The organism is Paenibacillus sp. FSL H8-0122 (genome assembly GCF_038005345.1).
In the GTDB taxonomy this organism is placed as follows: domain Bacteria; phylum Bacillota; class Bacilli; order Paenibacillales; family Paenibacillaceae; genus Paenibacillus_AQ.
This window is the reverse complement of the sequence record NZ_JBBOTB010000001.1, coordinates 4,411,144-4,423,765: the sequence shown is the minus strand read 5'-3', so window position 1 is coordinate 4,423,765 and position 12,622 is coordinate 4,411,144. Positions and strand designations below refer to the sequence as shown.

Sequence of the window (12,622 nt, the reverse complement as noted above, 5' to 3'; positions counted from 1 at the left end):
AAACTATACCACTAAATAAGCGGAAATTATATACCCTCCTGCATAGAAATAAGGACTTCTGACCCTCCGATTTCTCCATGAACTAGGACCATCGTCCACACGCGCTCCGAAATGAAAGCATAACCTACAACGTGAGTGTGAAAAGAAGGAGGTGCTGCAAATGGTAACGTTAGAGCCTATGCAGGTCGGCGGTCATGTCCTGGTGGGAGTTGAGGTGAAGCTGCCCAAAACTACGCTGCTCAGCATAAGTACAGACAAGGGGTATATCATGTGCGGGGCGCTGGATATAGGACTGCTGAACGAGGTGCTGAGCGACCGGCAGATTATTGCGGCAAGGGCTGTCGGGGTGCGCACGCTTCAACAGCTGCTGGCCGCGCCGCTGGAGTCTGTAACTATAGAAGCAGAGAAGCTGGGAATCGTTCCGGGCATGTCCGGTGCAGAGGCCCTGCTGCTAATGATGTAAGGCGCATAGCGATGTGTAGTCAGCCAAGGAGCTTCCCGGCTCCTTGGCTGACTTTATTCTGTCTTGAACCGCCTCATTTAGCATAACCGGCGCTTGCTTGGTTCATCCTACGGGTGAAGACACAAGCTTGCAGCCAGCGGGCGGGGAAGAGGGCTTGTCCGGGGTCAGACTTGTTTCGCTCTCCAGGCAAAAGGGTAAATGGAGAATAGACAACTGCAAGGCCGGACAATGGACAAGCAGCCGGCTAAATTCAATGGATAAGGAAGGGATCATCTCATGGCTAAAGCATCAAACAAAGTGAACACCGCTTCATTGGAACAGGTACTGAACCGTCAGGTTGCCAACCTGAACGTATTGTATGTGAAGGTGCATAACTATCACTGGTATGTGAAGGGTGAGCAGTTCTTCGCCTTGCATGTGAAGTTCGAAGAGCTGTACGATGATATTACACTCAAAATGGACGAGGTGGCTGAGCGCCTGCTGAGCATCAAAGGCAGTCCTGCAGCAACTATGAAAGAATATCTGGAGCTGGCTACCATTCAGGAAGCCACAGGCAAAGAAGATGCCCGCGGTATGGTTCAGGCGCTGATTGAAGACTTCGCTACAGTGGCTGAAGAACTGACAGAGGGCATCGAGCTGGCGGAAGAAATCAGCGACCAGCCGACAGCAGACCTTTTCATCAAGATCCGCACGGATCTGGAGAAGAACCAGTGGATGCTGCGCGCTTTCCTGGGCTGATTGCCGGATAAATAGCACAATGAATTGAATATAGGAATAAAGTCTCCCTTCGGGAGGCTTTATTTATTTTTCAAAATATAAGGATTCATGTGCTTCATACACACCCCTTTAAAAAGACAGCGTAGCCGTTTTTACTTGTCGAATTGACTAAGATTTAAGGGAAGCATTGTATTCTCATCAATCATCGTTTGAATGAATTTCAGTGAAGCCTGCAGCTCCGGTTCCGAGAATTCACCCATTTTCTCGATGAATTTCTCCTCCAGGTTCTCGTGCATCCGCGCGTGGAGTTCAAAGAGCTGTCTGCCTTTAGGAGTAAGGCTGAAGTAGATTTCTTTCTTGTTGTCATTCATCCGGCTCCGCTTAATGCAGCCATCCTGGAGAAGCTTGGTGCTGATCTTAGTGATGCTCGCCTTGGACAATTTCATGGCCTCCGCGATGGTGGTGCTGTTGACAGGCTCTTGATGGCCGATGCAGTCGATGACATGAATACTGGTCAAGCTGGTTGAAGTGAGAGTAATCCCGTATTTCCGTGTGAGATCAGTAAATACATCCATTTCGGTTGCAAAAGTCTCTTCAACTAAATGGGATAGATGGAGAAAACGGTCATACAGCAGCCGCTTAAGTCCTTCAGAGGAATGCATAGGGGTTAGCATCTCCTTTCTGCAAAGTACCTTTATTCTAACTTAAAATTATTAACGTGTAAACTAACTGTTCAGATAAGTTATTTATAATAAATTACTGATATTAAATTTAATAATACAGATTGACATCGTGTTTCTTTCAAAATATAGTTAACTGGTAAACAATATTAATTATTGATTGCCAAACGATATTTTGGGGGGGGATGAAGATGAAGGATGTGTTCACAACGGTTAGAGAACGGCGGACCATTCGGAGATTCAGCGCTGCACCGGTTGAACAAGAACGGATTATTTCGTTGGTGAATGAGGCAGCTGGCTTATACGAAGCCAAAGGAAGCCCGCACTGGCGCTGTCTTTACTTTGGCACTCCCGAGTCCCGTGAAGAGCTGGCTGAATCCATGATGGCGAAGGTGACGGGAACACGGCTCGGGAAGCTCCTTCCTGCTCCAATGACAGATCTTCTAAAAAAGCAAATCACGGGTACTCCCGCTCATATGATCTTCATTGCCGAGTCTGCCGGTACGGAGCTGGAGCGGGACGAGAATTACGCCGCGGTCTGCAGCATCATGCAAACGGTACAACTTCTGGGCTGGGAACAAGGGCTGGGGATGCTGTGGTTCTCAGATCCCATGATTCTGAGCGAATCGTTCTATGAGCTTATCGGTTGGCGTGAAGGTGAGAGGTTTGCCGGAATGCTGGAAATCGGCTACTTTGACAAAGCACCGCGAGGACGAAAAAGAACACCGGCAGAACGAAAATGGACGATTATCGGCGAAGACAACAGCCAGCTTGCGGATGCCGCCCCTTTCTCCGCATACAATGTCCTGAGGCTGCTGAACGAGGCGGTCTGGGCGCCGAATGACGGCATGCGGGAGCCTTGGCGGTTCATCTATGTGACGGGCGATCAGACAGAGGCCTCAGGCAAACGTCGGTTCTCTGAAGAGGCACCTTCTCCGCCGTTCCTTCTAGTCGTAGCCAGAGAAGAGACAGACCCGCACAAGCAGAACGAGGATTATGCCGCGGTGTGCAGCTTGATACAGAATTTTCAACTGCTGGCCCAGTCCGAAGGGCGGCACATTCGCCGCAGGATTCCGGGATGGGTCTATGACCGGAAGCAGTGTGAGTCCTTCGGGCTTCGTCCGCTGGAGAGGATCGTCGCAGTGCTTGAAGCGGGGGAACCTAAGCGATATTCAAATTCCGGGTTTCGTTCTCCCGCAGTGAAGATAACCATTAATTAATTTGATAAAAAAGGGCCGTTGTAATAAAATTAGTGAGAATCATTGATAATCATCCTGATTCACTTTATAATAATTATAATGTGATATAAAATCTAATTGCTTGTAATCAGGGTTAACCTGTGACAATACAACTTTCTGATTTCGCAAATCGATCAATGGAGGGAATATTAATTATGGCAGCAGAATTTGTCATTGAGGGACTGAAAGCGACGATTGAAGGAAAAGAAATTCTGAAGGGGATCAACCTTCAGATGAAGGGCGGGGAAATTCACGCCGTAATGGGACCGAACGGTACTGGTAAAAGTACTCTGGCCTCCGCGTTGATGGGTCACCCGAAATATGTTGTTACAGAAGGCACAGCTGTGCTTGAAGGTGAGGATCTGCTGGAGATGGCCGTGGATGAACGTGCCCGTGCCGGACTATTCCTGGGGATGCAATATCCAAGCGAAATCAGCGGAGTGACCAACTCCGACTTCCTGCGCAGTGCGATTAATTCCCGCCGTGAAGAGGGCAGTGAAATCTCGCTGATCAAGTTCATCCGTCTGATGGAAGCCAAGATGAAGGAGCTGGATATGAACCCTGAATTCCTGCACCGTTATCTGAATGAAGGCTTCTCCGGCGGGGAGAAGAAACGTAATGAAATCCTGCAAATGATGATGCTGGACCCTAAGATCGTCATCCTTGACGAGATTGACTCGGGCCTTGACATTGATGCGCTCAAAATTGTCGCCGATGGTGTGAACTCCATGCGCAGCCCGGAACGCGGCTTCCTGGTTATTACCCACTATCAGCGTTTGTTGAATTATATCAAGCCTGACTATGTTCATGTCATGATGCAGGGACGGATTGTGAAATCGGGCGGTCCTGAGCTGGCACAGAAACTGGAAGCAGAAGGCTACGAATGGATCAAGGAAGAGCTCGGCATTGAAGACGAAACCGTAGGACAAGACGCTTAGAAACGCTGGAAGGAGGAAACCACTTATGACGACGCAAACCATACTTCCCGTGGACGCCCAGCAGCTCAGCGCACAGTCGCAGAGTAGCGGCGAACCGGGCTGGCTGAAGGACAGCCGCTTGAAGGCACTGGAGCTTGCTGCTGAGCTTGAACTGCCGAAGCTGGAGAAGACACGGATCGACCGCTGGAATATCAACAACTATGGCGAATTTAAGGCGAGCCAGGCGCTGGCCTCCCTTAACGAGGCTCCTGCCTCTATCGCCGGACTGATCAAGGGCCAGGAGGAAGGCAGCCTGATTATTCAACGCAATTCAGGGGCAGTGTATGCCCGCCTGGCTCCGGAGCTGGCTGCGCAAGGCGTAATCTTCACTGATTTGCAGAGTGCTGTCAAAGAGCATGGAGACCTGGTCCAGCGTTATCTGCACAAGGCAGTCTTGCCGCAAGAGCACTCGATTGCAGCACTGCATGCAGCGCTGTGGAACGGCGGGGTGTTCCTCTATGTTCCGAAGAATGTGGTCATTGAGACTCCGCTGCAGGCGGTGCTGCTCGCTGATGACGCCGAAGCTGCTTTTGCTCCGCATATTCTGATTGTGGCTGATTCTAACAGCTCTGTAACCTATGTAGACAACTATGTATCTGATAAATCCGAAGCGGGGCTGCACAACGGAGCCGTTGAAGTATTCGTCGGCGCTGGTGCGACGGTGCGTTACGCCACTGTACATCAACTGGGACAGGATACAACGGATGTGACTTACCGCCGTGCCGTTGTGGAGAATGACGGTACTATCGAATGGATCATCGGTGAGATGAACTATGGAGATACAGCCAGCGATACCAAATCAGTGCTCAAAGGCAACGGTTCAAGCTCAGATGCGAAGGTCATTGCTGTAGGCTCCGGCTCGCAGAAGCTGAGCTACACTACACAGGCGCAGCATTTCGGACGGAATACACCGAGTGACATGATCACCCGTGCTGTTATGCGGGATTCAGCAACCTCGATTATTAACGGAATTACGAAGATTGAGAAGGGCGCTACCAGAGCTGACGGACAGCAGACAGAGAAGGTTCTGATGCTAAGCCCCAAAGCACGCGGAGACGCCAACCCGATCCTCCTTATAGATGAAGATGATGTAACCGCAGGCCATGCCGCTTCCGTAGGACAGGTCAATTACGAGCAGGTCTATTACCTGATGTCCCGGGGATTATCGCGGCATGACGCAGAAACACTGATCATATACGGCTTCCTTGCACCTGTTGTGTCGCAAATTCCACTGGAGGGACTGCGCAATCAGCTCCAATCTCTTGTGGAAAGGAAGTTAGGCCAATGATTAGCAGTCAGATCCGGGAGCAGTTTCCCATCCTGAACCAGAAGATCAACGGCCATCCGCTGGTCTACCTGGACAGTGCGGCAACTTCCCAGAAGCCGCGTCAAGTCATTGAGGCGGTCAAGTCTTACTACGAATGGGATAATGCCAATGTACACCGCGGGGTGCATACCCTGGGGAGCCGGGCAACCGATGCGTATGAAGGCGCCCGCGAGAAGCTGAAGAACTTCATTAATGCCCGCAGTGTGAAGGAAATTATCTACACACGCGGGACAACGACCGCGCTCAATATTGTAGCTTCCTCTTACGGTCCTTCCGTCCTGAAGGAAGGGGATGAGATCGTGATTACCCAGATGGAGCATCACAGCAATTTCATTCCCTGGCAGCAGCTGGCCAAGAACACCGGGGCTACCCTGAAATTCCTGCCGCTGCAGAAGGACGGTACGATCACGCTGGAGGATGCCGAGCAGACGATTACTGCCCGGACCAAGATCGTAGCCATAGCATATGTATCTAATGTCATGGGCGTTACTCATCCTATCAAAGAGCTTGCAGCGATTGCCCACCGGAACGGTGCAGTAATCGTGGTGGACGGTGCACAGAGCACTCCGCATCTGAAGGTGGATGTGCAGGACCTGGATTGCGATTTCTACGCCTTGTCCGGGCACAAGATGCTTGCGCCTACTGGTATTGGTGCTCTCTACGGCAAGAAGGCGCTGCTGGAAGCTATGGAGCCGGTTGAATTCGGCGGCGAGATGATCGATGACGTCGGGCTGTATGAGTCTACCTGGAAGGAGCTGCCATGGAAGTTCGAAGGCGGAACACCGATTATTGCAGGTGCCGTCGGCTTAGGAGCAGCGATTGATTTCCTGCAGGAGGTCGGGATGGATGAGATCCACCGCCACGAAATGCAGCTTGCAGCATATGCGGAACAGCGGCTGTCGGAGGTCAGTGATCTGACGATCTATGGTCCCCGCAACCGTCAGGTGGGGGTAGTCACCTTCAACCTGGGTGATGTTCATCCGCATGATGTGGCCACCGTGCTGGATGCGGAAGGCGTGGCTGTCCGCGCGGGGCATCATTGCTGCCAGCCGCTCATGCGCTGGCTGGAGGTTAGCTCCACCGCCCGGGCGAGCTTCTACCTGTACAACACTGAACAGGATGTAGATGCGCTGGTGCAAGCCTTAATTAAGGCAAAGGAGTATTTCAGCTATGAACTTGGATGATTTATATAGACGAGTAATTATGGATCATTACAAAAATCCCCGGAATCGCGGCTCATTTGAAGATGACGCACTTAAGATTGAGCTCAATAACCCTACCTGCGGCGACCGCATTACGCTTCAGCTTAAGGTGGAGGACGGCGTCGTCCAGGACGCCCGTTTCAGCGGCGAAGGCTGTTCAATCAGCATGTCGTCGGCTTCGATGATGACGGAAGCGGTCAAAGGCCAATCGATAGCGCATGCGCTTGAGATGGCTGACAGCTTCTCCTCTCTAATGAAGGGTGAGGAAGCAGATTTCGGTGACTACGAAGATATTGAAGCCCTGTCCGGTGTTAATAAATTTCCGGCGCGGATCAAATGTGCCACTCTGGCCTGGAACGCGCTGCGCAAAGGCATAGATACGCAAAGAAGCTTATAAAATAATATTACACTCAAGGAGGCTGACACCATGGCTAAGAAAGCGCCTGATATGGAGGAATACCAGTACGGATTCCGTGACGAGCACAAGTCGATATTTCAGTCTGGTAAAGGACTCACGGAAGAAATCGTCCGGGAAATCTCCGCAATCAAAAACGAGCCGGATTGGATGCTGGAATTCCGGCTGAAATCCCTGGAGCAGTTCCGTAAGATGCCAATGCCGAAGTGGGGCGGCAATCTGGATGATCTGGATTTCGAGGATATCCAATATTATGTTAGACCTTCCGAGAAGCAGGGCAAGACTTGGGAGGAGGTTCCTTCCGAGATCAAAGAGACCTTCGACAAGCTGGGAATTCCGGAAGCGGAGCAGAAGTTCCTTGCCGGTGTCTCTGCACAGTATGAATCTGAGGTAGTCTATCACAGCATGCAGCAGAACCTGGAGGATCAGGGTGTGATCTTCACAGATACGGATTCCGCACTGCGTGATCATCCTGAGCTGTTCAAGAAGTTCTTCGGCACAATCATTCCGCCTGCTGACAACAAGTTCGCCGCACTTAACAGTGCCGTTTGGTCAGGAGGCAGCTTCATCTATGTTCCGAAGGGTGTGAAGTGTGAAGTTCCTTTGCAGGCCTACTTCCGCATCAACTCCGAGAATATGGGACAATTCGAGCGTACGCTGATTCTGGCAGACGAAGACAGCTTCGTGCATTACGTTGAAGGCTGTACTGCCCCGATCTACAGCACGAACTCTCTGCATAGTGCAGTGGTTGAGATTCTCTGCATGAAGAACGCCCGTGTCCGTTATACCACCATTCAGAACTGGGCACCGAACATCTATAACCTCGTTACCAAACGTGCGGTTGCCGAAGAGAATGCTACGATGGAATGGGTAGACGGCAACATCGGCTCCAAGCTGACTATGAAATATCCGGCGGTTGTTCTTAAAGGCCGTGGAGCCAAGGGTTCTGTATTGTCCATCGCGGTAGCGGGCAAGAATCAGCATCAGGATGCAGGCGCCAAAATGATCCACCTGGCACCGGATACCACCTCAACCATCGTATCCAAGTCGATCAGCAAGCACGGCGGCAAGGTCACTTACCGTGGACTCGCTTCCTTCGGCCGCAAGGCAGAAGGCGCGAAATCCAATATCAAATGCGATACGCTCATTCTGGATAACGAGTCCACCTCGGACACGATTCCTTACAATGAGATCATGAACGATAACATTGTGCTTGAGCACGAAGCGACGGTCTCCAAGGTATCTGAGGAGCAGCTATTCTACCTCATGAGCCGCGGTCTTTCCGAAGCTGATGCCACACAGATGATTATCATGGGCTTCATCGAGCCGTTCACCAAAGAGCTGCCGATGGAATATGCGGTCGAGATGAATCGTCTCATTAAGTTTGAAATGGAAGGGTCAATCGGTTAACCCGAAACCTCATCCATGAGCCAGGCAATAACCTAGACGTGTTCCTTGAATCTTAATGGCCTAAGGCCGGAGATTCGGGGGCACGTTTTTTTGTATGGGGACTCAGAAGCGCTTATTTCATCATAAGAGCTGCAATTGGTGTTGGGAATAATACATAAAATTCCTATTATCAGGCTGGCAAAAAGCCCCTTCGCCCAGTTGAATCTTGCTATATCTTAATTGAGCAGTATTTGCGAGGAAATAGCAGCATTTAAAACGACGGGCGTCCTTTAGCCCCTGCTTAAGCCCGGTTTATTCCGGAAAAAGAGGGAAAACGGTGGTTTCTCCCCTTTGCCGCATTAAATTAGGGATGATAAACTGCTTAAAGTCACTAAATTGGAAGCGCTAAAAAAACTAGCTTACGGTGCGATATTTAGAGACCAAGTTCTTGCTTACGGGGCAGGTTACTTCGTAAAGCTAAGTTTATGCTTACGGAGCCAGCTTTACTTCGTAAAGCTTTAAGGAGGAGAGATATGGATGTTCTCAGGCAACTGCGGGGCTTTTATCGGGAGAAGCTGCACTATCTGATTCTGTCGATTGTATGTTTGGCGGCCGCAACTGCAGTGGGGCTTATTACCCCCAATTTGTTAAGGAGATTGATCGATGATGTTATTGTTCCCCTAAAGTTTACTGAGGTGCCCGTACTCGCTCTCAGTGTGCTTGCTGTCATTATTGTCAAGGCGTGCCTGCAGTTTGCCCATGGATTTTTCGGCGGACGGCTGGGGAATTTCCTGGCCTACCGGCTGCGCAATGCCTGCTATGAGAAGCTGCAATTCCTGTCCTTCCGTTATTATGATACGGCGAAGACAGGTGACCTGATGTCCCGGCTGACCGGGGATTTGGAAGCAATCCGGATGTTCATCGGCTTCGGATTTGCCCAATTGCTGAATGTGTTCTTCATGGTTCTGTTCGGCTCCATTATGATGTTCACCATCAATTGGCAGCTGACGCTGGTTACTCTGATCACAATGCCGTTTCTGGCGGTAGTCGCACTCAGATTTGAATCCAAGATTCATCCGGCCTTTCAGGAGATGCGCCTGGCGTTAAGTTCCCTGACAACGGCTGTACAGGAGAATGTCACCGGGGTAAGAACGGTCAAATCGTTTGCCAGAGAGGCCTACGAAGTTGATAAATTCTCACACCGTAATGAACGTTATAAAGATAATCAGATTTTTGCAGCGGAGCTGTGGAGTAAATTCTTCCCGTTCATGGAGCTGCTGGCTTCGGTCAGTGTAGCGATCCTGCTGGGTGTCGGCGGTACGCTGGTGATCAACGGGAAGATGTCACTGGGTGAGCTGGTTGCGTTCTTCAGCCTGATCTGGTACATCATCGGTCCGGTATGGGGGCTAGGGTTCCACATCAACAACTATACCCAGTCCAAGGCCTCTGGCGAACGTGTGCTGGAAGTGCTGAATCAGCAGATTGATGTCCGGGATAAAGAGAATGCCCGCGAGCTTGCAGCGGCTGAAGTGAAAGGGGAGGTCGAGTTCGATCATGTGACCTTCGCTTACGGCAACAAAATGCCGGCAGTCAAGGATATTCATTTCCATGCCGAGCCCGGCGCGGTCATTGGCTTCCTTGGCGGAACAGGGTCCGGTAAATCCACGATTACCCAGCTGATGATGCGTGCTTATGATGTGAATCAGGGCAGTATTAAGCTCGACGGTGTGGATATCCGCGAGTTCCAGGTCCGCAGTCTGCGTTCACAAATATCGACGGTATTCCAGGAGACCTTCCTGTTCTCCTCATCGATCCGCAATAATATCTCTTATGGACTGAAGAATGTCAGCATGGATGAGATCATCCGTGCCGCCGAGCTGGCGAAGGCGCATGACTTCATTATGGAGATGCCGGAAGGCTATGATACCGTAGTCGGTGAGCGGGGAATGGGTCTCTCGGGCGGCCAAAAGCAGCGGATTGCCATTGCCCGCGCACTGCTCAAGAATCCGCGGATTCTTATTCTGGATGATGCCACCAGTGCGGTGGACATGGAGACGGAGCATGAGATTCAGGCCGGGTTCCAGGAGGTTATGCGCGGACGGACCACCCTGATTATTGCCCACCGGATCTCCTCCCTGCGTCATGCCGATCAGATCATTGTCATGAATGAAGGGAGAATGATCCAGCAAGGCACCCATCAGGAACTGATCGCGGTCCCTGGACCTTATCAGGATGTATACCGGATTCAGTACGCCGATTATTTATCCAGGGATAACAAGCGAGAGGCGGGTGATCCGGCATGAGTCTTGAGACCTCCAAGCAGACCGCTGAAGGCGTATTAAATACCGACAACAGTAAGGTTGAAGAACAGACGCTTGAAGAACGTTTTATCTATAAAGACGATGATGTGATCGACAAGGCTTTTGACTGGAAGCAGTTCACCCGCTTGTTCGGCTACATGAAGCCTTATGCTAAGCAGATGCTGCCGCTGGTCTCGATCATGATGATTCTGGGCACGATTACCAAGCTGACGGTTCCATTCCTGACCAGTATGGCGATTGATAAAGCGATTGCTCCAAAAGAGGGAAGCACCAGCCTGACGCTGCTCTACACGCTCACAGCCAGTGTAATCGTGCTGTATCTGATTCAATGGATCGCCGGCGTATACCGGATCAAATATACGAATGTGATCGGCCAACGGGTGATCTATGACCTGCGCTCGGACCTGTTCCGGCATATCCAGAAGCTGTCCTTCAACTTCTTCGATAAACGTCCGGCCGGATCAGTCCTTGTCCGGGTGACCAATGATATCAACTCGCTGCAGGATTTGTTCACCAACGGGGTCGTCAATCTGATGATTGACTGTGTGCAGCTGCTGGGCATTATGATTATTCTGCTGCTGATCAACTGGAAGCTGGGGCTGGCGGTGATGATTACCGTTCCAATCATGTTCCTGATCTCTACCAAGCTGCGGCAGAGAATCCGTATCGCCTGGCAGGATGTGCGCATGAAGAATTCCCGGATCAACTCCCATCTAAATGAGTCGATACAGGGGATTCGCGTCACCCAGGCCTACACACAGGAAGAAGAGAACATGCATTATTTCGATGCCATGAATATGGACAGCCGGAAGTCGTGGAACAAGGCCTCAGCCATGAACCAGGCATTCGGTCCGATCATTGAAGTCACCGGCGGCTTCGGGACGATGATTCTCTTCTGGTTCGGGGCTTACCTGATCCAGTCTGGAGAGCTTACGGTCGGCTTCCTGGTCGCCTTCAGCAGTTATGTCAGCAACTTCTGGGACCCGATCAACCGGCTGGGACAGATGTACAATCAGCTGCTGGTGGCGATGGCTTCCTCCGAGCGGATCTTCGAGTATCTCGACGAACAGCCTGCGGTGCAGGATAAGCCGGGAGCAACGCCGCTGTCCAAGATTCAAGGGGATATTCACTTTAATAACGTAGTGTTTGAATATGAGAAAGGCCGTGCGGCACTCAAAGGCATTAACCTGGATGTCAAAGCAGGCCAGTCCATCGCCCTTGTAGGACATACCGGCTCCGGCAAAAGCACGATCATCAACCTGATCGGCCGGTTCTATGATATCAAGAGCGGCGGCATTACCATTGATGGACGGGATATCCGCGAGGTTACACTCCAGAGTCTGCGCGAACAGATCGGGATTGTACTGCAGGATACCTTCATCTTCTCGGGAACGATCCGTGACAACATCCGCTTCGGGCGGCTGGACGCCACGGACGAAGAGATTGAAGCGGCTGCCAAGGCCGTAGACGCCCATGATTTCATCATCAAGCTGCCTGCCGGCTATGATACCGAGGTGGAGGAGCGGGGAAGCGCACTGTCCATGGGACAGCGCCAGCTGCTGTCCTTCGCCCGGGCGCTGCTGGCCGATCCGCGGATTCTGATTCTGGATGAAGCGACCGCCAGCATTGATACGGAGACGGAGATCAAGATTCAGGAAGCGCTGAAGCTGCTGCTTCAGGGCCGGACCTCCTTCATCGTCGCCCACCGCCTCTCGACCATCCGCCACGCGGATAAGATCGTGGTGCTGGATCACGGCGAGATCAAGGAAGAAGGCAACCATGCCGAGCTGACCAAGCACGACGGTATTTATAACGGATTAATAGAAGCACAGTTCCGCTTCTTATAGAAGCACACGCAGCAGCCTGGCCCCGATGTGAGGGAGAGGCTGCTGT

11 protein-coding genes are annotated in these 12,622 nt (G+C 51.4%); 10 read left to right on the top strand and 1 reads right to left on the bottom strand.

The annotated features are described in order from the left end of the window. Positions 1-160 precede the first annotated feature (160 nt). On the top strand, positions 161-463 hold the full coding sequence (locus tag NSS64_RS19190) for a YunC family protein (protein ID WP_340942412.1): 303 nt from the start codon (positions 161-163) through the stop codon (positions 461-463). 276 nt (positions 464-739) lie between these two features. Further along, positions 740-1,201 carry a Dps family protein gene (locus NSS64_RS19185; protein ID WP_036692784.1) on the top strand — a complete coding sequence of 154 codons (462 nt, stop codon included), beginning with the start codon at positions 740-742 and terminating at the stop codon, positions 1,199-1,201. Between the two features lie 131 nt (positions 1,202-1,332). Here NSS64_RS19185 and NSS64_RS19180 read toward each other — a convergent pair whose 3' ends face one another. Beyond that, a complete protein-coding gene (locus NSS64_RS19180; RefSeq protein ID WP_341141167.1) occupies positions 1,333-1,842 on the bottom strand; it encodes a MarR family transcriptional regulator in 510 nt (169 codons plus the stop codon). Positions 1,843-2,051: 209 nt separating this feature from the next. Between NSS64_RS19180 and NSS64_RS19175 the strand changes: the two genes are divergently transcribed. From NSS64_RS19175 to NSS64_RS19140, 8 genes are all read left to right on the top strand, one after another. After that, positions 2,052-3,080: a nitroreductase family protein gene (locus tag NSS64_RS19175; protein ID WP_341141166.1), complete on the top strand. Its 1,029-nt coding sequence runs from the start codon at positions 2,052-2,054 to the stop codon at positions 3,078-3,080. A gap of 173 nt (positions 3,081-3,253) precedes the next feature. After that, the gene (sufC, locus tag NSS64_RS19170; RefSeq protein ID WP_340942409.1) at positions 3,254-4,036 is read left to right on the top strand and encodes a Fe-S cluster assembly ATPase SufC; all 783 of its coding nucleotides are present in this window, start codon (positions 3,254-3,256) and stop codon (positions 4,034-4,036) included. 25 nt (positions 4,037-4,061) lie between these two features. Beyond that, positions 4,062-5,363, top strand: coding sequence for a Fe-S cluster assembly protein SufD (gene sufD, locus NSS64_RS19165; protein ID WP_341141165.1), 1,302 nt, complete (start codon positions 4,062-4,064; stop codon positions 5,361-5,363). After that, positions 5,360-6,586: a cysteine desulfurase gene (locus NSS64_RS19160; RefSeq protein WP_341141164.1), complete on the top strand. Its 1,227-nt coding sequence runs from the start codon at positions 5,360-5,362 to the stop codon at positions 6,584-6,586. The genes sufD and NSS64_RS19160 overlap by 4 nt, the downstream gene beginning before the upstream one ends. Next, entirely contained in the window at positions 6,573-7,001 is a 429-nt protein-coding gene (gene sufU, locus NSS64_RS19155) for a Fe-S cluster assembly sulfur transfer protein SufU (protein ID WP_036721441.1), read from the top strand. Before NSS64_RS19160 ends, sufU begins: the two co-directional genes overlap by 14 nt. A gap of 30 nt (positions 7,002-7,031) precedes the next feature. Then, positions 7,032-8,429: a Fe-S cluster assembly protein SufB gene (gene sufB, locus NSS64_RS19150; protein WP_340942403.1), complete on the top strand. Its 1,398-nt coding sequence runs from the start codon at positions 7,032-7,034 to the stop codon at positions 8,427-8,429. A gap of 512 nt (positions 8,430-8,941) precedes the next feature. Beyond that, entirely contained in the window at positions 8,942-10,711 is a 1,770-nt protein-coding gene (locus tag NSS64_RS19145) for an ABC transporter ATP-binding protein (RefSeq protein ID WP_341141163.1), read from the top strand. Continuing rightward, positions 10,708-12,576 (top strand): ABC transporter ATP-binding protein, encoded by a 1,869-nt coding sequence (locus NSS64_RS19140; RefSeq protein ID WP_341141162.1) that lies wholly within the window; start codon positions 10,708-10,710, stop codon positions 12,574-12,576. The genes NSS64_RS19145 and NSS64_RS19140 overlap by 4 nt, the downstream gene beginning before the upstream one ends. The last annotated feature ends 46 nt before the right edge of the window (positions 12,577-12,622 follow it).

Bases quoted from the DNA above. Each gene is read 5' to 3' on its own strand.
- NSS64_RS19190 (WP_340942412.1), top strand. From the start codon at position 161: ATGGTAACGTTAGAGCCTATGCAGGTCGGCGGTCATGTCCTGGTGGGA.
- NSS64_RS19185 (WP_036692784.1), top strand. From the start codon at position 740: ATGGCTAAAGCATCAAACAAAGTGAACACCGCTTCATTGGAACAGGTA.
- NSS64_RS19180 (WP_341141167.1), bottom strand. From the start codon at position 1,842: ATGCATTCCTCTGAAGGACTTAAGCGGCTGCTGTATGACCGTTTTCTC.
- NSS64_RS19175 (WP_341141166.1), top strand. From the start codon at position 2,052: ATGAAGGATGTGTTCACAACGGTTAGAGAACGGCGGACCATTCGGAGA.
- sufC (WP_340942409.1), top strand. From the start codon at position 3,254: ATGGCAGCAGAATTTGTCATTGAGGGACTGAAAGCGACGATTGAAGGA.
- sufD (WP_341141165.1), top strand. From the start codon at position 4,062: ATGACGACGCAAACCATACTTCCCGTGGACGCCCAGCAGCTCAGCGCA.
- NSS64_RS19160 (WP_341141164.1), top strand. From the start codon at position 5,360: ATGATTAGCAGTCAGATCCGGGAGCAGTTTCCCATCCTGAACCAGAAG.
- sufU (WP_036721441.1), top strand. From the start codon at position 6,573: ATGAACTTGGATGATTTATATAGACGAGTAATTATGGATCATTACAAA.
- sufB (WP_340942403.1), top strand. From the start codon at position 7,032: ATGGCTAAGAAAGCGCCTGATATGGAGGAATACCAGTACGGATTCCGT.
- NSS64_RS19145 (WP_341141163.1), top strand. From the start codon at position 8,942: ATGGATGTTCTCAGGCAACTGCGGGGCTTTTATCGGGAGAAGCTGCAC.
- NSS64_RS19140 (WP_341141162.1), top strand. From the start codon at position 10,708: ATGAGTCTTGAGACCTCCAAGCAGACCGCTGAAGGCGTATTAAATACC.